This is a genomic window from Streptomyces sp. NPDC005803, assembly GCF_040630435.1.
Lineage (GTDB): Bacteria > Actinomycetota > Actinomycetes > Streptomycetales > Streptomycetaceae > Streptomyces.
In genome coordinates this window covers 116,771-135,912 of the sequence record NZ_JBEXXO010000021.1, presented here as the reverse complement: position 1 = coordinate 135,912, position 19,142 = coordinate 116,771, and the positions used below count along the sequence as shown (strand labels likewise).

The 19,142-nt window shown below is 69.9% G+C and carries 11 protein-coding genes; 7 read left to right on the top strand and 4 right to left on the bottom strand.

The window, feature by feature from the left end:
* Nucleotides 1-51: 51 nt before the first annotated feature.
* Complete coding sequence (locus tag ABZ454_RS27545; RefSeq protein ID WP_359541834.1) at nucleotides 52-840, bottom strand: IclR family transcriptional regulator; 789 nt, start codon at nucleotides 838-840, stop codon at nucleotides 52-54.
* A 90-nt stretch (nucleotides 841-930) separates the two neighbouring features.
* Between ABZ454_RS27545 and ABZ454_RS27540 the strand changes: the two genes are divergently transcribed.
* The 3 genes from ABZ454_RS27540 to ABZ454_RS27530 all read left to right on the top strand — a co-directional run bounded on the left by ABZ454_RS27540 (nucleotide 931) and on the right by ABZ454_RS27530 (nucleotide 4,751).
* The gene (locus ABZ454_RS27540; protein ID WP_359541831.1) at nucleotides 931-1,908 is read left to right on the top strand and encodes a 5-dehydro-4-deoxyglucarate dehydratase; all 978 of its coding nucleotides are present in this window, start codon (nucleotides 931-933) and stop codon (nucleotides 1,906-1,908) included.
* A 114-nt stretch (nucleotides 1,909-2,022) separates the two neighbouring features.
* On the top strand, nucleotides 2,023-3,360 hold the full coding sequence (locus ABZ454_RS27535; protein ID WP_359541828.1) for a gluconate:H+ symporter: 1,338 nt from the start codon (nucleotides 2,023-2,025) through the stop codon (nucleotides 3,358-3,360).
* Between the two features lie 62 nt (nucleotides 3,361-3,422).
* The gene (locus tag ABZ454_RS27530; protein WP_359541825.1) at nucleotides 3,423-4,751 is read left to right on the top strand and encodes an enolase C-terminal domain-like protein; all 1,329 of its coding nucleotides are present in this window, start codon (nucleotides 3,423-3,425) and stop codon (nucleotides 4,749-4,751) included.
* Between the two features lie 511 nt (nucleotides 4,752-5,262).
* Here the strand turns inward: ABZ454_RS27530 and ABZ454_RS27525 are convergent.
* Together ABZ454_RS27525 and ABZ454_RS27520 are read right to left on the bottom strand one after the other, a co-directional pair.
* On the bottom strand, nucleotides 5,263-9,843 hold the full coding sequence (locus ABZ454_RS27525; protein WP_359541824.1) for a hypothetical protein: 4,581 nt from the start codon (nucleotides 9,841-9,843) through the stop codon (nucleotides 5,263-5,265).
* A gap of 760 nt (nucleotides 9,844-10,603) precedes the next feature.
* On the bottom strand, nucleotides 10,604-11,995 hold the full coding sequence (locus ABZ454_RS27520; protein WP_356324619.1) for a cellulase family glycosylhydrolase: 1,392 nt from the start codon (nucleotides 11,993-11,995) through the stop codon (nucleotides 10,604-10,606).
* Nucleotides 11,996-12,358: 363 nt separating this feature from the next.
* Here ABZ454_RS27520 and ABZ454_RS27515 point away from each other — a divergent pair, with 363 nt between their 5' ends.
* The 4 genes from ABZ454_RS27515 (at nucleotide 12,359) to ABZ454_RS27500 (ending at nucleotide 18,285) form a co-directional block, all read left to right on the top strand.
* Nucleotides 12,359-13,381, top strand: a complete 1,023-nt coding sequence (locus ABZ454_RS27515) for a LacI family DNA-binding transcriptional regulator (RefSeq protein ID WP_359541820.1) — start codon at nucleotides 12,359-12,361, stop codon at nucleotides 13,379-13,381.
* Between the two features lie 965 nt (nucleotides 13,382-14,346).
* Entirely contained in the window at nucleotides 14,347-15,450 is a 1,104-nt protein-coding gene (locus ABZ454_RS27510) for a lytic polysaccharide monooxygenase (RefSeq protein ID WP_359541818.1), read from the top strand.
* A gap of 293 nt (nucleotides 15,451-15,743) precedes the next feature.
* Nucleotides 15,744-17,099 carry an SGNH/GDSL hydrolase family protein gene (locus tag ABZ454_RS27505; protein WP_359541816.1) on the top strand — a complete coding sequence of 452 codons (1,356 nt, stop codon included), beginning with the start codon at nucleotides 15,744-15,746 and terminating at the stop codon, nucleotides 17,097-17,099.
* Nucleotides 17,100-17,304: 205 nt separating this feature from the next.
* Nucleotides 17,305-18,285 (top strand): alpha/beta hydrolase, encoded by a 981-nt coding sequence (locus tag ABZ454_RS27500; protein ID WP_359541813.1) that lies wholly within the window; start codon nucleotides 17,305-17,307, stop codon nucleotides 18,283-18,285.
* A 230-nt stretch (nucleotides 18,286-18,515) separates the two neighbouring features.
* Here the strand turns inward: ABZ454_RS27500 and ABZ454_RS27495 are convergent, their stop codons facing one another.
* On the bottom strand, nucleotides 18,516-18,944 hold the full coding sequence (locus ABZ454_RS27495; protein ID WP_359541811.1) for a MarR family transcriptional regulator: 429 nt from the start codon (nucleotides 18,942-18,944) through the stop codon (nucleotides 18,516-18,518).
* Nucleotides 18,945-19,142: the final 198 nt, after the last annotated feature.

Below are 19,142 nucleotides of genomic sequence, written 5' to 3'. Positions count from 1 at the left end.
TGGGTGCGGGCAGGAGCGAGGGCGAGGTGTCCGGGGCCGAGTCGGCCCGGGTCAACGCCAGTCCGGAGCGCCTGAGACAGGCGGTAGAACGCTCTCGATCCTTGCCCGGGTCTCCCGCATGACGGCGACGATGCGCGCCTCGTGCTCCTCGCTGAGTCGCGCCAGGGGTACCGAGCAACTGATGGCGTCGGTGGCCGGTGAGGTGTAACGCAGGGCAAAGCCGAAGCCGGCGATGCCGGTCACCGTCTCCTCGTGGTCGATGGAGTAGCCGCGCTCGCGCACGGTGGCGAGGTCGGTGAGCAGCGCCGCGTGATCGGTGTGCGTGTTCTCCGTGAGGGCTGCCAAAGGGCCTTCGGGAAGGGGGAGTTGGCTGAGGGAGCGCTCGGCGAGCAGTGCCTTGCCGAGCGCCCCGGCGTGGGCGGGGATGCGGCGGCCGACCCGGCTGATGGTGCGCAGGTACTCGTGGGACTCCCGTGTGGCGAGGTAGACGACGTTCGGGCCGTCGAGCCGGGCCAGATGGATCGTCTCGCCGAGTGCCTCCGAAGCTTCGTCAAGATAGGGGCGGACCGTGCGTATGTGCCGGTCGCTGTCGAGGTAACTCGTGCCTGTGTGCAGAGCGCGGATACCTATGCCGTAGAGGGATCCGGTCGTGTCGGAGCGCACCCAGCCGCAACTGACAAGGGTCTGCAGGAGTTGGTACATGCTGCTGCGCGGTACGTCCAGCGCCTCGGCGAGTTCGTCGAGACGGGCCGGCCGGTCGCCTCGTACGGCGAGCAGTTCGAGCAGCGCGACGGTACGGGCCGCCGACTTCACTTCACGGACCCTGCTGTTCTCAGGCATGGCCACATCGTAAATCCGGGCCGCCGCACCCCTTGACCGATGCCTGTTCAACCACTTAGCTGCGTCCTCATACATATTTTCCATCTGCATATGGGGATGAGATTCTTGGAGCGGATCAGTGCGGCAGCCGAAAGCGTCGTGCAGCGGCTACGCGAGGGCATGAAGGCTGGGGTGCTGTCCTTCCCCCTCACGAGTTTTCAGGAGGACGGCAGCCTCGACCTGGAGTCGTACCGGACGTATCTGACGGCCCAGGTCGCCACCGCGCCCGGCGCCCTGTTCCCGGCCTGCGGGACAGGGGAGTTCAGCGCACTGAACGAGGACGAGTACCGCGCGGTCATCGAGGTCGCGGTTACGGCCGCCGACGGCCGGCTGCCCGTGGTCGCGGGGATCGGCTACGGCTGGGCCCAGGCACTGCGCTTCGCCCGCATCGCGGAGGAGGCCGGCGCCGACGCCCTGCTGGTGATGCCGCATTACCTCGTCGCAGCCCCGCAGGACGGTCTGGTCGAACAGCTGCGCCGGATCGCGGCCGGCACCCGGCTGCCACTGATCGCATACCAGCGCGGTCAGGTCGTCCTGACCGCCGACAGCGTTCGACGCATCGCGCAGATCCCCTCGGTCATCGGCCTCAAGGACGGGCACAGCGACCTGGATCGCCTGCAGCGCCTCACCTTTGCCGCTCCCGACGGCTTCCTCTTCTTCAACGGCGCCTCCACCGCCGAGATCCAGGCCCGGGCGTACGCCACTGTCGGCGTCCCGGCCTACTCCTCGGCCGTCCACGCGTTCGCCCCCGAGATCGCCGGCGCCTTCTTCACTGCTCTGCGCGACGGCGACGACACGGCGGTGGACACGCTGCTGCGCGACTTCTACATCCCGCTGGTCGAGTTGCGCGACCGGGTCCCGGGTTACGCCGTGTCCCTGGTCAAGGCCGCGGCCCGGCTGCGCGGACTGCCGGTCGGCCCCGTACGCGCACCGCTCACCGACCCCTGTCCGGCCGACCTCGCCGCCCTCGAGCAGATCCTCGACACCGGACTCGACCTGGTCGGCGTCCGCCGCCGGCACACCGCCTGACACCGCCCGACACCGCCCGCCCCGCGCCGCCGCCCCCGCCCTTCACAGGGAATCTCCGGCTCGCGGGGAAACGCTCAACCCTTCCCTGATCCAACAGTTCAAAGGAGAACTGACGTGCCGCTCCTTGTAGTCGCCATCAGCGTTCTAGTCCTGTTGTTCCTGATGACACGCCTCAAACTCAACGGGTTCGCCGCGCTCCTGATCGTGGCGGTCGGTGTCGCGCTGGTCCAGGGAATCCCGGTGGCCGGCATTCCGGACGTCCTCTCCGAAGGCATCGGAGGGCAGATCGGCGACACCATGCTCACCATCGGACTCGGTGCCATGGTCGGCAGGGTCATGGGCGACTCCGGAGCCGCCCAGCGGATCGCGGACCGGCTGCTCAACGCGTTCGGCCCGCGCTGGGTCCAGCTGGCCATGGTGATCACGTCCATGCTCATCGGGGTGACCATGTTCTACGAGGTCGCCTTCATCATCATCGTGCCCATCGCATTCACCCTGGTCAGGGTCACCCGGGTGAACCTGCTGTGGGTGGGCCTCCCGATGTCGATCGCCCTGTCCACCATGCACAGCTTCCTGCCGCCGCACCCCGGCCCGACCGCAGTGGCCGCAACCTTCCACGCCTCCGTGGGCCACACCCTCCTCTACGGCCTATTCATCGCGATACCCGCCGGCACGTTGATCGCGCTCGTATGGCCCCGCCTGCCGTTCGTCAGGGCGATGAACCCCTCCGTGCCCAAGGGCCTGGTCACGGAGCGAGAGTTCACCGACGAGGAGATGCCCGGCATGGGCTGGTCCCTGTTCGTGGCCCTCTTCCCGGTGGTGCTCATCGCCGGCGCTGCCGTGACCGACATGGTCACGGCCGGCGACAACGCGCTCCTGCACGCCGTTGCCTTCATAGGCTCGGCACCCATCGCGCTCCTGCTGACCCTCGCCCTGGCGGCCTGGGCGTTCGGACCGCGCATCGGCCGCAGCATGGCGGACGTCAACGCGTCCTGCGTCTCGGCGGCCCAGGCGATGGCGATGATCCTCCTGGTCATCGGCGCGGGCGGCGCGTTCAAAAACGTCCTGGTCGAGGGCGGGATCTCCGACTACATCAAGGACGTCACGGAGGGCTGGCCCGTCTCGCCGATCATCCTGGCGTGGCTGATCGCCGTCATTCTCCGCGTCGCGCTCGGTTCGGCAACGGTCGCCGTCGTCACAGCCTCTGGCGTGGTGCTGCCCCTCCTGGCAGGAAGCGGAACCCACCCCGAGATGATGGTGCTCGCCGTCAGCTGCGGATCCATCGCCTTCTCCCACGTCAACGACCCGGGCTTCTGGCTGTTCAAGGAGTACTTCAACCTCTCCGTCCTCGAGGCGATCAAAGTCCGTACCACCTACACGACGGTGCTCGCGATCCTCGGCCTGGGCGGCGTCCTGGCAGGCGAATGGGTCCTTGACGTCCTCAGCCTCTGAACCGGTCTGACCGCCACCCGCCCCACCCTCGAACCAGGCTCGAACCCAAGGAACCCACCAGCATGATCCAGCCCACCATCACCCATTTCGCCGTCTACCCCGTCGCCGGCCGCGACTGCATGGAGATGAACCTCTCCGGCGCCCACGGCCCCTTCTTCACCCGCAACATCGTCGTCCTCACGGACTCCGACGGCCGTACCGGACTGGGAGAGGTGCCCGGCGGCGAGAAGATCACCCAGACACTGCGCGATGCCGAGGCACTGGTCGTCGGCGCGAAGGTGGGCGACTACAAACGCATCCTGCGCGAGATCGGAAACCGGTTCCGCGACCGCGACGCGGGCGGACGGGGCGCCCAGACCTTCGACCTGCGAACCACCGTGCACGCCGTCACGGCAGTCGAGTCGGCGCTCCTCGACCTGCTCGGCCAGCACCTCGGCGTACCGGTCGCGGCACTGCTGGGCGACGGCCAGCAACGGGACTCAGTACGGGTGTTGGGCTACCTCTTCTACGTCGGCGACCCCGACCGCACAGACCTGGAGTACGTCCGGGAGCACGACTCGCACGTCGACTGGTACCGCATCCGACACGAGGAGGCCCTCACCCCCGAAACGATCGTCCGCCAGGCCGAGGCGGCCTACGACCTGTACGGCTTCCGGGACTTCAAACTCAAGGGCGGAGTTCTGCCCGGCAACGACGAGGTCGAGGCCGTACGCGCGCTCAAGGACCGTTTCCCCACAGCCCGGATCACCCTGGACCCGAACGGCGCGTGGTCCCTGCGCGAGGCAATCGAGCTGTGTTCACCACTCCTGGGCACGCTCGCCTACGCCGAGGACCCCTGCGGGGCGGAGGACGGCTACTCGGGGCGCGAGGTCCTCGCCGAGTTCCGCCGCGCCACCGGCCTCCCCACAGCAACCAACATGATCGCCACCGACTGGCGGCAGCTGACCCATGCCCTGGCCCTGCAGTCCGTGTCCATCCCGCTGGCCGACCCGCACTTCTGGACCATGCAGGGCTCGGTGCGTGTGGCCCAGTTGTGCAACTCGATGGGCCTGACCTGGGGCTGCCACTCCAACAACCACTTCGACATCTCACTCGCCATGATCACGCACTGTGGTGCGGCGGCCCCGGGTGAGTACAACGCTCTGGACACGCACTGGATCTGGCAGGAGGGCCTGGAGCGGCTCACCCTCACCCCGCCGCGGATCGTCGAAGGCGAAATCGCCGTCCCTGACGCCCCCGGGCTGGGCATCGAACTCGACATGGACCGCCTCCTCGCAGCCCACGATCTCTACCGGAAGGAGGCGCTGGGAGCGCGGGACGACGCGGCCGCGATGCAGTACCTCATGCCCGGCTGGACGTTCGATGCTAAACGCCCCTCGCTGGTGCGGTAGCGGCAACTCGGTTCAGCGCCGGCGAGGCTACGTACACGTTTGCCTCTTCTGAGATTTTCGTGTCCGTCGAGAAAGCGAAGGGGTTGTCCATGTAGGTGTCCGCCCGCACCAAACCATGCCCGGCAGCTTCCCGAGGCACTCTGCCCGCTGTTCGCAGAGAAGCCACCTGCGAATGCTGGGCGTCCTCAGGAGACCCGGCGAACGGTCACCTGTGCCGCCTGCCTCGAATCGGATCCGGTTTGCCACAACGCACTCACTCCCGGGTCGCATCTTGCTGGGGTTGGGTCAGCTGGTGCGATCCTTGGCCGTCCCAGAGAGTGACCGCCACCACCACGACGGACGCGCCGTGGTGGCTTGGGCGGGGCGGGCACGGCCGACACCCGAAGCAGTGACCTCGACGGGCGCGGTGCTCATCCGATGTTGTCCAACTATGAGGCCATTGGGTTGCTGTTGCATTCCGATGGTGATGTTGGTTGCCGGGCCTCCCCAGTGCGCGATGGCCAGAGCTTGTTCACTCCACCGAAGGCCATTCGTACACAGTGGAGGCCACGCCCATATTGCGGACGCCCATAAGTCTGACCTCCGTCGGGAGCTCGATTTCGAAGCTGTTCACGGGGTCCGGGACGAGGCGCAGAGTCGGGGTGCCGGTGTCCTTCTCAAGGTGAGAGGCGATCACCAGGACGTAGTTGCCACCTTCGGTCATTGCTCGGGTGAACTCTGCTCGCGTGAGGGAGAGTTCGGATGGGACAGCGCCACCGTGCGCCTTGATCTCGAAGAAGCGCCCGGTCGAGTCGTGGGCGTCGGCCCCGAAGCCCGGGACTCCCCGCTGGTCCTCCAGTTCGATGTCTTCTTCCCGCAGGATGTGCCGCAGTGCATGGAGGACGCGGCGCTCCTTGTCGGCGTCGCGGTAGCCCAGGGGAGCGGACTGCTCTCGTGGAGGGGCGCCGCCGGGCCGGGGAAGGGGGAGGAGGGACGACGACCGCGGAACGCTTCCCCCGGTACGCGTGGGGGACGAGAAGGACGGCCCGCTCGCGGACGGCGCGCCGGTCGTGGTGACCGTGAAGGTTCGGTCGTTGAAGGCGGCCTCGTCGACGAGAAGCCGCGCAGAGGGTGGCGGCGCAGGCTGCGGCGAGGGCGGAAGTGTGCTCGGCAGGGCGGTGGACGGCGAGACGGAGGCGGGGCGCCGGGCCGGCCCACCGCTCGCGGGGCGGGCGGTCGGGATCACCGGTGCGGGGTGCGGGGCCGGACTCTCCTGTTCCCTCCGTCGTAGCTGTTCGTCCAGTCGGCGTCGTTCCTCCCGGTCTTGCTGGCGGGTTGACGTGAGCGCGGTCTCCACGGTCAGGTTCGCCAGATGCTCCTCCCAGACGTCCCGCCAACGGTGGCCGACCCGCTGCCGTTGCTCGGGGAACAGCGAGGCGATCGCCGTCCCTGCACCCCTCTTGGTCTGCAATGACTCGGCGGACCGGAGGAAGACGACGCCGCCCTGCTCGCGCGAGATGTGCGCGTCGACGGCGACTTCGATCCGTTCGCGCGCTCCGTCTGGTTCCAGACTGATCCGCAGGCTGGGATGGAGCCGTACCTCCAGGGCGGCCAGCCAGTCCCAGTCGGCGAAGGACTCCGCTACCTCGGGCTCGTCGCGCACGAGAAGGTCTTGTAGCCCGACGACCGCGCGGTGGAAGTCTTCGGTGAGGGCGCGGTCCGGCACTGCGTGAGGGGCATCGATGACCTGTGCGCCGACGACGTCGAGCGGGGTGACCCTGAGTAGGCCGAACAGTGGCGTGAATTGCCGGGTGTCGCCTCCCGGCCTCCAGAGCGGCAACCGTCCCGCCAGAGAGCGTTCGACGCCGACATGATCCACGGCGTACACCGGCCTGGCCCGCGTCCACCCGGAGGTGGTCCAGAGCGGCAGCGGGCGCAGCTTGTTGCGCACCCCGAGCGGGACCGGCCCATCGGCCGCGGCGAGCCGGTCCCGCAGGCAGCGCAGGGCGTTGAGCATCACCTGCTGGTCCCGGCCGTCAGGAGCGTCGCCCCGCCGGGAGATCTCCTTCAGTACGTCGGCCAGGTCCTCAGCTTCCGGTTCGCCCACGCCGAGGAACCTCCACAGCGGGTCAAGGGCGGGCTCGCTGAACGTGAAGGGTCGGAATCCGCGCAGGACGGCGGCACCTCTGAAGCATGAGTTCGCGGTCTTCCAGCCTTGGTCGGTGAGGACCAATGCCTCAGCCGTGAAGGCGCGTCGGATTTGCTTTTCGACCTCGGACCGTGGGACCTCGGCCGAGCGGTCCGTGAGACGTCGTGCCAGGGCCCGGTACACGAGCAGTGCCTCCACCCGGAGACCGTCGCCGAGCTCGTCGCCGTCCTGTGTGCGCTTGCGTAGTTCATGGAGCCGGGCCGTGAGGCGGGGAACGTCAGGGTCGCCGGAGACACCGAGGGATGTGAGGACTTCAGTACGGGTGGCCAGCGCCCGCTGGATGTGTCCGTGCAGGTAATCGGGGTCGGAGTGACCGTAGAGCGCCTCGGCGTCCGGTGTGCGCAGTTGGAGTGCGGTCGGGGCCCGCAGAGCTCCGGTGGTGTCCTCCAGCCAGGCGGAGTCCCGCAGCTGCCAGACCCAGAGCGCGGACGTTTCACCCCGGACGAACCACTTGCGGTCCGCCCGAGCCATCGGCACCCGGGCGTCGGAGCCGGTCAGCGGACCCGCGAGCGTGCGCAGCAGCGCGGCGGTGCGCCGCCGACGCTCGTCCACGTTCTGCTCGGCCACGATGTCGGCGACGACGGCTTGCAGGTCGTCGCTGACGAGGTCGTCCAGCGTGTATTGCGCGCCCTTCTCGCTCATCGCGTTCCGGCGGTCCGTAAGGGACCACATGCACTGACGCGACAGACCGATCCGCGGGTCCGCGGCGTACTCCTTGAAGTACGTGTGGTGGAACCGGGCGCGTGGGACGGGCGTCAGGCGAGGCGTGTCCGCCACGCCGAGGAGCCGGAGGAAAGCCGTTCTGCTCAGGCCGTTTCCCTGCGTGGCCGAGAGCAGCGATCGCGCGTAGGAGCGGTGCACCCAGACGAGCCCGGGTGTCTTGCGGGCGGCGACCGCGAACCGGTCGCCGTCGGCGCTCTCGAGCGCTGCCGACAGATAGGCGGCGCTGGGCTCGACCTTGTGGGGCTTCTCCTCGCCCTGGTCGTCGAATGAGAAGCCGTTCAGCCGGACGGCCCGCCCGATGCCGGTCCCGAGGGTGTTGCGTGCCGTCTTGGGCAGGTCTCCGAGGGCCCGCTGGAGGGCAGTGAGGCGGTCGATCTCCTGTGTGTCGTCGGCGTCGGGCAGGCGTCCGCCCGATTCGCCGAGCCGGGCCACGATCCGGAGGACGCCCGCCGTGTCGTTCCGCCGAATCAGCCGTCCGCGATTCCGCAGCCATTCGATCACCCCCTTTGCGTCAGGGTCCTCGGCCCAGTAGGCGGGGTGCAGATCGTGCACGACTCCCAGGAGATCCAGCGGGCCGTTCGCATCGACAGGCCCTTCCGCGTAGGCATGCCGTCTGTCGAAGGGCGCCAGCACATGTCCGTCCTTCGTGACCAGGCACGGCTTGTGCATCAGCGCGAGGTCGTGGCCGCTTTCGATGGTGACCGCGGCAAGTCGGACGGTCCGTACGACCTCGCGGTCCGCGTCGCCGAAGAGAACAAGCGCGTCCGTGACCGGCACTTCGGGACGCAGTTCCGCCCCGGCCGCGCGCCAGTCCGCGAGAACGCGACGCCAGCGGCCGGCCCGGTCGCGAGCAGCTGGCGGAAATGCGTGGGATGCGCCGGTCAGGCGGGTGAGCTCCGCGTCGTCGACAACACCCGTCAGAGCGGCGTCTTCGACGGCGAACTCGTTCAGGGGCACCAATGGGCCGACGTCGGAGGCCGGCAGGACGAGATCCTCGGCGAGCGATTGCCGGGCGCGGTCCTGCAGGGCCGACCTCATCAGGTCCTGCAGTTGCCCCTGCGGCGTGACCCGGCCAGACGACGGGAGGGGGATGAGGTGCCACGCTGCCGGGTCCACGTGTCCGAGCACGTCGCGGACAGCGGCCTCCCACAGGTCGGCGATCAGCGGGACAAGCTGCTGGTTCAGCTGGCTGCCGGCGAACCCCTCGCGGCTGGCGACGGGGTCGAACTGGCTGTGGACGCGGGCGGCCATGTCGAGCGGTGCGACGGGCAGTCCAGCGTGTACGCAGCCGTGGCGAAGGTCCCGCAACGGAAGCGCCACTGTTACAGGAACCTCGGACCCAAGGGCCTTGTGGTGGCGCTTCCAGTCGGGGTGGGGCGTGACCTGCGCTTCGTACACGCGCCAGACCGTTCCCTCGATCGTCGTGGCATGCCGCACCGTCACACAGGTGTCCCTGCCGCCGACATCCACGTGCGTGTGTCCCACTTCTTTCCAGGACAGCGCCAGTACGATTCTGCGATTGCCGTCCGTCACTTCGACGCGTTCGAGACGGCGCAGGAAGAGCAGAGAGGCGTCGCTCCAGCTCTCGAACCACGTGAAGAGCTGGTCGGCCGGTAGCTGTCCCGGCTCCAAGGCGATGCGGAAGACCGTCCACCCGGGTCCGGAAATCTCCTCCGGCAGCTCGGGCCGGGCGACGGGTTCCAGGGTGAGGCCAGCGTACCGGACGTGGAAGGGGTGGCAGTGGACCTCCCAGGTCGTGGCGATGGCTCCGAGCGTCGAAAGCCCGATGCCAAAGCGGCCCGTGCTCCGAGCGTCGGTGGTCTTGCCACTGAGCCAGGGCATTCCCAGCAACAAGATGTCACGGAGGCGGACGGGGACACCGTCGTGGGCGACGAGGAGAGCGTCCGGGCTCCACAGAAAGCGCAGTTGCCCGGCCTGTGCGTCGTTGGCGTTCTGTACGAACTCGGAGAGTACCTGGAGAGGGTCGGACGACAGCGACTCTGCGCCCTGCTGCGCACCCGCCGCCATGCTGCGGTAGACGCCCAACCCGCTGCGCAGCCCTTCGTCGAGCAGACGGACCGCGTCGGCAGCCTGCTCAACGCCCGAGACCTCCAACTTTGGATCCGCACGCGGATCGTCCAGCAGACTCCGCACCGCAGAACTGAGTGACACCTTGCCCACGCCGATCTCCCTTCGCACTGTGTGACAGGGCGCAAGCGTCGCGGGCCCCTGGGCACCTGTGGGTCACCACCCGTCGTCATCAGGTCAATTCCTGGCGGCCGATCGAGGGCTGCGTGTCCGTTTACAGGGCTTTGTATCCACACAGACAGTCCGAGCACCTCACGCTGTCGTCCGCGGAACGCGACGGAAACTTAGCGGCCGTCCCGTTCGATTGTCGGACCCGTCTGATATCGCGTAGTCGAGGATCAGCTGCTCACCCCCACCTGTTCGTCTCAGCACAGCTGCTCGCCAGCTGCCGCCTCACGAAGGCGCCTGCCTGATGGCAGAACAGCAGCCGCTTGATGGGCACCAGGTGGGGACCACACGGCATGCACGATGGTGCACGACGGGCCGCCACGTGCACGATATGCACCCGGATTAAGTCTGCTATATCCGGAAAATGCCCCTGACCCTTACTCCTGGGGTCAAGGGGTCGCCGGTTCGAATCCTGTCGTCCCGACTGGAGACAGTCGCAGGTCAGGGCCGGTTTCGGAGCAATCCGAAACCGGCCCTCGATCATTTCTGGGGACCGGTCGGGACCGGTCGGGGACCGGCGCCCGTAGCTGCCGGCCCCAGCAGGTGATGATTCCGGGCTCGGCGGGGGCGAGATGCGGGCCGAGGCGGGCGGGGAGCGCCGCTCCGGGCGGCGTCAGGGCGGAGGACGAGCGGGGCGGTGTCAGCGTCGGGCGGGGCCCCGGCCGCGCCGGAGCCCCGCGGCCGGTCAGCTGGTGGGGAAGCTGTCCGGGGTGCTGATCCGGCTCTTGATCAGTGCCCCTGACTCGGTCAGCACGCCGCTGCTGCTGTAGTCGCCGCCGTCGCAGGTGCCGGGCCGGAAGGCCGCGCTGCTCTCGGAGGCGTCGGAATAGGTCCAGTTCGCGTAGCCGATCTTCAGCTGATCGAGCAGGTCGAGCCAGGCCGTCGTGCTCGCCCGGTCCATCGCTCCGCCGCCGGTGGCGCTCACCGTACCGAACTCGGTGACGAACATGGGCAGTCGGGAAGCCGCCCGGCTCAGTGTGGCGCGGTAGGAGTCCTTGTGGCTCGCGGCGTAGAAGTGGAACGCGTACATGATGTTGGTGGCGTTGACGGGGTTGTTGACGACCTCGCTCTCGTTGGAGCCGTCCGAGACTCCCAGCGAGGACCAGCCGCGCGTTCCGACGATGACGACGGCGTCCGGGTCGGCGGCACGGATCACCGGGATGACCTGTTCCGCGTAGCTCTTGACGGCCGCCCAGCTCACGCCGTTGGGCTCGTTGGCGATCTCGTAGATCACGTTCTTCTTGGCCGCGTTGCGGGCCGCGACGGACGCGAAGAACGTCTTCGCCCGGTCGAGGTTGTAGTTCGGGTCGCCCGGCGTCAGCGTGTGGAAATCGATCATCGCGTACATGCCGCGCGCCTCGGCCATGTCGACCAGGCCGTTCACCCGACTGGTGAAGCCCGCCGGATCGGTCTCGTACCCGGTCTCCTGGACGTACATGGCGATACGCAGCAGGTCGGCCTTCCAGTCCTTGGCCAGGGCGTCCACCGAGGCGTTGTTGTAGCACTGGCTGAACCACTGGATGCCGTGCGTGCTCATCCCGCGCAGCTGCACGGGGCGGTTGTACTGGTTGCACAGGTTCACGCCGCACACGTGCAGCTGCCCGTTGATGCCCACCGGGGTGCCGTCGGTGCCGGGAGTGCCGCCGCCCGGGTCGGGCGGAGTGGTTCCGTCGACGGAGCCCGTGCACGCGACGCCGTTCAGTTTGAACGCCGTGGGCGTCGGGTTGCCGCCCGTGAAGGAGCCCACCAGTCCCAGATCGGTCGCCGCACCGGTGGCCAGCGTGCGGTTCCAGTCGATGCCGACGGCGGTGACCGTTGAACCGGACTGTGTCCAGGTGGCGTTCCAGCCCTGGACGACCTTCTGCCCGGCGTCCGGCAGGGTGTACGAGAGCGTCCACCCGCTGACGGGATCGCCCAGGTTGGTGACCTTCACTCCGGCCTGGAAGCCGCCCTGCCACTGGCTGGTGACCGTGTAGTCGACCTTGCATCCCGCGGCAGCCACCGCCTGCGGACCGAACGCGGCCGTAAGGCCCAGAATCGTCGCGCAGGTCGCCAGTAGAGCCAATAGGCGTTTCACAGCATTCCTCCATGTATGACGTGGGAACGACGCGATGGGAGCGCTCCCGAAGCCGGTGGCGCGAGGGCGACCGTCCCCGCCTGGTATGCGGGGGCCATCTCGGCGCAGTCCGGTTCAGGGTGGGCCGGTGGGGCACCGCAGAATTGGGAGCGCTCCCAATCTCGGGGGTCGCGAGACGCGCCGTCAAGCGGTTGGACACGATTCGCCGCCGCTGCCGCCCACGGGGCCCGCGCCGGGACCGGCCCCGGTCGTCGGCGGGGGACACCGCCACCACGAGCCGGTCCGTGATCGCGAACGGTCCGCCGGAACAGTCGGCCGAGCACCCGCCGGGTCGTAGGATCGGGTGTTCAGGGGGGTGGGAGCATGCTGAAGCGGAGTTCCGGCACACCGACACTGGAAGAGGTGGCCGCCCTTGCCGGAGTAGGGCGGGGCACGGTCTCCCGGGTGATCAACAACGCGTCAGGAGTCAAGGCGTCCACACGCCGTGCCGTGCAGCGCGCCATCGACGAACTGGACTACGTGCCCAACCTCGCCGCGCGCTCACTGGCCGGGCGGCGTGCGGACGCCGTCGCCCTGGTGATGACGAAGTCGGACTGGAAGCTGTTCGGGGAGCCGTTCTTCTCGGAGGTCGCGCGCGCGGTCGGGGACGCCCTCACGGAGGCGGGGGTGCAACTGCTGCTCACGCTCGTGCACACGGACACCGAGCGGCAGCGGCTCGTGGAGTACGTGCGCGGGGGACGGGTGGACGGGGCGCTGCTGATGTCCGTGCCGGCGGGCGACCGACTGCCGGACATGCTCGCCGACGCCGGACTGCCCACGGTGCTGCTGGGCAGGCGCTCGGGCGAGGAGCGGGTGACCTATGTGGACGCGGACAACGTGGGCGGTGCGCGGGCCGCGGTCGGTCATCTGGTGGATGGCGGGCGGAGGGCCATCGCCACCATCACGGGCCCGCCCGAGATGTACGTCGCCCAGTGCAGACTGCGCGGATACAAGGAAGCGCTGAGAGACGCGGGCCTAGAAGAGGCGCCGTCGCTGGTCGTTCAGGGCGACTTCACCGAGGCCAGCGGGCGGCGGGCGATGGCCGGCCTCATTGAGCGGCACCCCGAGGTCGACGGCGTCTTCGCCGCGTCCGACAGCATGGCCGCCGGGGCGCTGGCCGCGCTGCACGCGGCGGGACGCCGGGTGCCGCAGGACGTGGCGGTGGTCGGCTTCGACGACTTCGAGCTGGCGGAGCAGGCCGAGCCGGCGCTGACGACCGTCCGCCAGCCGATGGAGGAGATCGGCCGGACCATGGTGCGGCTGCTGCTGGAGGAGATGGACGAGCCGGAGGTGGCCTGGCGCCACGTGATCCTCCGTACGCGGCTGGTGGTGCGGGACTCGGCCTGAGGCGTCGGTCCGCCGGCCGACCACGGTGACGAAGGGCCCGTCGCGGTGTCGGATCGGTCCGGGGGCCGCTATGTGACGGCGGGGCCGGGGCCAGGGGTGGGGGCGCGGGCATGGGCCCGTCGCCGTGACGGCAGGGCCGCGGGGCGTTGCCGTGACAGCCGGGCCGACGGCTGCCCGGGGGTCGGTCGCGGCCCGGTGCCGAGGTTGCCGGATCCCTTCCCAGGAGGCCGTAGCGGGAGCGCTCCCAACGGGGTTGACCGGTCCCGAGAAGCGGCCCCCTTTTTGTTCGCCGACCGTGAAGCACCTTGCCGTAATCCGTGCGACACATTTCCGGGCCGAGGGGTTGTCAGGGACACGGCTAACTTCTACAGTCCCTACGAACCATTGAATGGGAGCGCTCCCAGCGGTAAGGCGTCGAGTGCTTCCCGAGCCTTCGTCGCCCCATCCGGTCCTTCCTCCCCCAGAGAGGCCCCGCATGCGAGCGCTACCGCACGGCCCCCGCACCGCTCACCCCGCCCGGCGCGACCCTCACCGCCACCGCCGCGCCCCGGCTCGCCCCCCACGGCGCCGGTCGTGCCTGGTCTGATCCGCATGGATCCGGGGCCCGCCGTGCTGTCTCCCCGTCGCGCAGGGCGCGGGTCCCCCCGCACCCCTTCACACCCGCGGCACGCAGCCCAGGTGGTCCCCGCCCGGCCGGTCCGCCTCCGGTGAGGCCGGCGCCCGCAGCCGTACACCCGCAGACGCCGGCCGTCGCGCCCAGGACCGGCGCCCCGGCCGTCCCCGCATCCCTCTCCATCATGCTCGCCCGGGCGAACCGCCCGCCCGACCCACCCGGCCGCACCCGGGTCCCTCGCCCTCGTGCGGGCATGGCGCCCGCACGGGCGAGGGCCCCTCACGGACGGCGACCGCAGGAGAGGAGCCAGGCCCTACCGGAAGACAGTCCCCACACAGGCACAGGAGACACCATGGCTCGACGCAGAAAGCAACTTGCTTCCCTGGTAGCGGTGTTCGCGACACTGCTCGGGGGAATCGCCCTGACCTTACTGGGCCAGGGCAACGCACAGGCGCACGGCGTGACGATGACGCCGGGTTCGCGTACCTACCTCTGCTGGCTGGATTCGCAGACCAGCACCGGCGCCCTGGACCCGACCAACCCGGCGTGCAAGGCCGCGCTCAACGAAAGCGGCGCGAGCTCCCTGTACAACTGGTTCGCCGTGCTCGACTCCAACGCGGGCGGGCGAGGGCAGGGCTACGTCCCGGACGGAACGCTGTGCAGCGCCGGCAACCGGTCGCCGTACAACTTCACCGGATACAACGCCGCCCGCAGCGACTGGCCGCGCACGCACCTGACGTCCGGGAACACGATCGAGGTCAAGCACAGCAACTGGGCGGCGCACCCCGGATCGTTCCGCGTGTACCTGTCCAAGCCCGGCTACTCGCCCAGCACCGAACTGGGCTGGGACGACCTGGAGCTGATCCAGACCGTCACCAACCCGCCGATGACGGGCTCGCCGGGCACGGACGGTGGCCACTACTACTGGAATCTGGCCCTGCCCTCGGGCCGCTCGGGTGACGCGGTGATGTTCATCCAGTGGGTCCGCTCGGACAGTCAGGAGAACTTCTTCTCCTGCTCCGACGTCGTCTTCGACGGCGGCCACGGTGAGGTGACCGGCATCCGCGGCTCGGGGGGTACCCCGACTCCGGACCCGACGCCCACCCCGACCGACCCGACCGACCCCACCGACCCGACGGACCCGCACACCGGGTGCATGGCCGTCTACAGCGTGACCAACTCCTGGAGCGGGGGCTTCCAGGGCTCCGTCGAGGTCATGAACCACGGCACGACGGCACGTGACGGCTGGGCCGTGCGGTGGACGCCAGGTGCGGGCGCCAAGGTCAGCAGTGTGTGGAACGGCGTGCTGACCACGGGGTCCGACGGCACGCTCACCGTCAAGAACGCCGACTACAACCGGACCATCCCACCGGAGGGAAGCGTCACCTTCGGGTTCACGGCGACATCGACCGGCAACAACTTCCCGGTCGGGTCGATCGGCTGCGTCAACCCGTAGTACACGTACGGAATCTGCGCCGGTTCCCGCATCGCGCGGGAGCCGGCGCTGTCGTGTCCGCGGTGTGGCGCCCGTGGGGCCGGGTGCGGGGCCGGCCGTGGGCGGGACATCGCGGACGGAACGGTGTGAAGCTCTTGCAGGAGCGCGGCGAAACATTTCGAATGATTGACCGCAATTATCGGAGGGGCTAGCCTGCCGCGTGGTCCGGCGGGCGCATGGATAGGGACGCCATCCGCGTACGTGGACGCTTTGCGTGTCATCCCGTTTCCCCACCGCACAGAGGGAACACATCCATGAACCGAAGATCGTCACTGATCAGCCTGATCACCGCGGGAGCGCTCTTCGCCTCCCTCGCCGCCGTCTCGCCGGCGCTCGGGGCCCCGGAAGCGGCAGGGCCGGCGCGGGCGGACCACGCACCCGGGCCCCAGGAGCGGAACGCGCACTGGGTGGCGGCGTGGACGTCGATGCCGCAGCTGACGGAGCCGTCCAACATGCCGCCGGCGCCGTTCACCCAGGCCGACTCCGTCCTGACGGACACGACGCTGCGGCAGACCGTCCACGTCTCGGCGGGCGGTGACCACATCCGACTGCGGTTCTCCAACGCGTTCGGCGGTGCGGTGCTGCCCCTCACCAAGGTGTCCGTGGCGCTGCCGTTCGAGGGCCGGGCCGGAACGGGCGCCATCCGGGAGGGGAGCACGCGCCGGGTGACCTTCGGGGGCGCCTCCTCCGTGGCGGTCCCGGCCGGTGCGCAGGCCGTCTCCGATCCCCTGGACTTCCGGCTCGAGCCCGGCTCCAACCTGACGGTGACGGCCTACCTGGCCACCGGGCAGGCGTCGACCGCCCTCACTTCGCACCCCGGTTCCCGTACGACGTCGTACCTCCGGTCCGGCGACCATGTGCAGGACCAGGATCTTCCCGGGGCCGCCACCGCCGACCACTGGTACCTCCTCAGCGGTGTCGAGGCGTGGTCGAGGAGCAGCACATCGGCGACGGCCGTGCTCGGCGACTCGCTGACCGACGGGCGGGGCTCGACCACCAACGGGAACGACCGCTGGCCGGACGTACTCCAGCAGCGGCTGGCGGCCGGCTCGGGCCAGGTGCGGACGTCGGTCGTCAATCAGGCGGCCGGCGGCAACCGCCTGCTCAACGACGGCCTGGGGCCGAACGGACTGGCCCGGCTGGACCGCGACGTTCTGTCCCAGAGCGGCGTCGACCGGCTGATCGTCTTCGAGGGCGTCAACGACATCGGGACGGCGGCCGCCACCCCCGCCGCCCAGAAGCAGACGGCCGCCGACGTCATCGCGGCGTACGACCAGATCATCACCAGGGCCCACGCGCTGGGGATCCGGGTGTACGGGGCCACGCTGACCCCCTTCGGAGGCAACACCGGGTACGACGACCCGGACGGCTACCGCGAGGGGGCCCGGCAGACGGTCAATTCCTGGATCCGCACCAGCGGCCGCTTCGACGGGGTGATCGACTTCGACCGAGCCGCCCGTGACCCCCAGAACCCCCGTGCCCTCAGCGCCTCGCTGGACGTCGGTGATCATCTCCATCTGAACCCCGCGGGCTACCGGACCCTGGCGGACGCCGTCCCCGCCCGTCTGTTCCGGCAGTCCCCGCTGCCGGCGGGCTTCGGCTACAACTGACCGGCGACGACGACCTCGGGAGCCCGCTCGCTGTCGCGGGCGAGGCCGTCAGGGAGGCCCGCGTACCCCGCACCGGGTACGCGGGCCTGCCGATTTTGCCGGTACGGCAACAGAACTCGCGGCCCCTCCCGAGGGCGTCCCATGATCGTGTCCCGAGCCGGACGACCGGTAGTGACCGGCGTCGGCCGACAGTCGTGGAGGAAGCATGCCGCAGCAGCCCGAGCCCGCCCTCACGCACCGCATGGTGCCCTCGCCCGCAGGCCGGATCCACCTGGTGGAACAGGGCACGGGACCGCTGGTGCTGCTGGTGCACGGTTTCCCCGAGTCCTGGTACTCCTGGCGCGCCCAACTGCCGGCGCTGGCCGCCGCCGGATACCGGGCGGTCGCCGTGGACGTGCGGGGTTACGGCCGTTCCTCCCGGCCCGAGGACATCGCCGCGTACCGGATGCTCGAACTGATCGAGGACAACGTCGCCGTGGTGCACGCGCTCGGCGAGCGGAACGCGGTGGTCGTCGGCCACGACTGGGGGGCGACGATCGCGGCGAACTCCGCCCTCGTCCGGCCGGACGTCTTCCGGGCGGTCGGGTTGCTCAGCGTGCCGTACACCCCGCGCGGCGGTCCGCGGCCCAGTGAGGTCTTCGCGGGAATGGGCGGGGACGAGGAGTTCTACGTCTCGCGCTTCCAGGAGCCCGGAGTGGCCGAGGCGGAGATCGAACCGGACGTCCGTGGCTGGCTCGCCGGCTTCTACGCCGCTCTCTCCGCCGACACCATGCCCCCGGGCGACGCACCGGACCCGCACTTCGCCGGCCGCGGGGGGACGTTGCGCGAACGGTTCCCGACAGGCCGCCCCGACTGGCTGGGTGAGGAGCAACTCGACTTCTACGCAGGAGAGTTCGAGCGTACGGGCCTGAGCGGCGCACTCAACCGCTACCGCAACATGGACCGGGACTGGGAGGATCTCGCCGCTTTCGACGGTGCGCCCGTCACCCAGCCCTCGCTCTTCGTCGGCGGCTCCCTGGACGCCTCCACCATGTGGTTGGCCGACGCCCTCGCCGCGTACCCGACGACACTGCCGGGCCTGAGCGCCTCGCACATCCTGGACGGCTGCGGCCACTGGATCCAGCAGGAGCGGCCCGACGAGGTCACCCGGATCCTGACGGACTGGCTGGACTCGCTGCCGGGCTGACCCGGCCCTGTGGGAGGCGGCCGCGGGTGGAGGTGTGGCGGCAGAGCCGGCCGCAGGGCGGTCGCGTGCGGTTCGTCGGGGTCCGGGCGGGCCGGCGGGCCGGTCCCCGGTGCGGCCGTACCGCGCGGGTCAGCGGAGCCCTTGAAAGAAACAAGGCTCCGCTGCGAGGCCGTCGTCCGTGGCCCTGCCCCCGCGTGCCGCCCTGCCGGCCGGAGCGTGCGCCCGCTCGCTCAGTGCGGGAGGCGCCGCGGCGTGAGCGGCAGGGGCGGGGTGAGGACGGGCTCGAGGAGCTGTGCGAGCTGTCGCCGTTGCAGCGGCTCGAGTCTGCCGGTGGCCGGCGCGAGCGCCTCCCGCACCTCCTCGTACATGCGCTCGTTGAGCGCGCGGCCCGCGTCGGTGATCAGGTCGACCACGGCGCGCTTGTCCTCGGGGCTGGCGGCGCGTGTCAGCAGCCCCCGTCGCTCCGCGCGGTCGATGAGGCCGGACAGGGTCGACTTGTCCAGGCCCAGGAAAGCCGCCAGGTTGCTCATGCGGGGGCGTCCGTCGCGCAGGATGCCGAGCACGCGCAGCAGGGTGAGGGACAGATCGTGCTCGGCGCCGATGCGGGTGAGCTCGCCCGTGGCGCTGCGCGCGGCCCGGCTGCAGGGCGGCCGGCTCACCCCCCATGCCGGGCGTGCTGTTCGACGCCGGCGTCCCGGCGGGTGCGCGCGCGGCCCCGGCCGTCGCGGCGGCCGGCATCACGTGCGCGTGGGAGCGCTCGCGTTCCGGCGCGGGTGCGCCGTGCGCCCTGCCGTGATCGTCGGGCACCACCGTTTGAATGATCGAAAGAGCGACGGGTTACCATATGAGCGCCGCCT

What these genes read in the sequence shown, in the direction of transcription:
- ABZ454_RS27530 (WP_359541825.1), top strand. Translation starts at nt 3,423, where the DNA reads ATGATCCAGCCCACCATCACCCATTTCGCCGTCTACCCCGTCGCCGGC.
- ABZ454_RS27500 (WP_359541813.1), top strand. Translation starts at nt 17,305, where the DNA reads ATGCCGCAGCAGCCCGAGCCCGCCCTCACGCACCGCATGGTGCCCTCG.
- ABZ454_RS27505 (WP_359541816.1), top strand. Translation starts at nt 15,744, where the DNA reads ATGAACCGAAGATCGTCACTGATCAGCCTGATCACCGCGGGAGCGCTC.
- ABZ454_RS27510 (WP_359541818.1), top strand. Translation starts at nt 14,347, where the DNA reads ATGGCTCGACGCAGAAAGCAACTTGCTTCCCTGGTAGCGGTGTTCGCG.
- ABZ454_RS27515 (WP_359541820.1), top strand. Translation starts at nt 12,359, where the DNA reads ATGCTGAAGCGGAGTTCCGGCACACCGACACTGGAAGAGGTGGCCGCC.
- ABZ454_RS27545 (WP_359541834.1), bottom strand. Translation starts at nt 840, where the DNA reads ATGCCTGAGAACAGCAGGGTCCGTGAAGTGAAGTCGGCGGCCCGTACC.
- ABZ454_RS27540 (WP_359541831.1), top strand. Translation starts at nt 931, where the DNA reads ATGGGGATGAGATTCTTGGAGCGGATCAGTGCGGCAGCCGAAAGCGTC.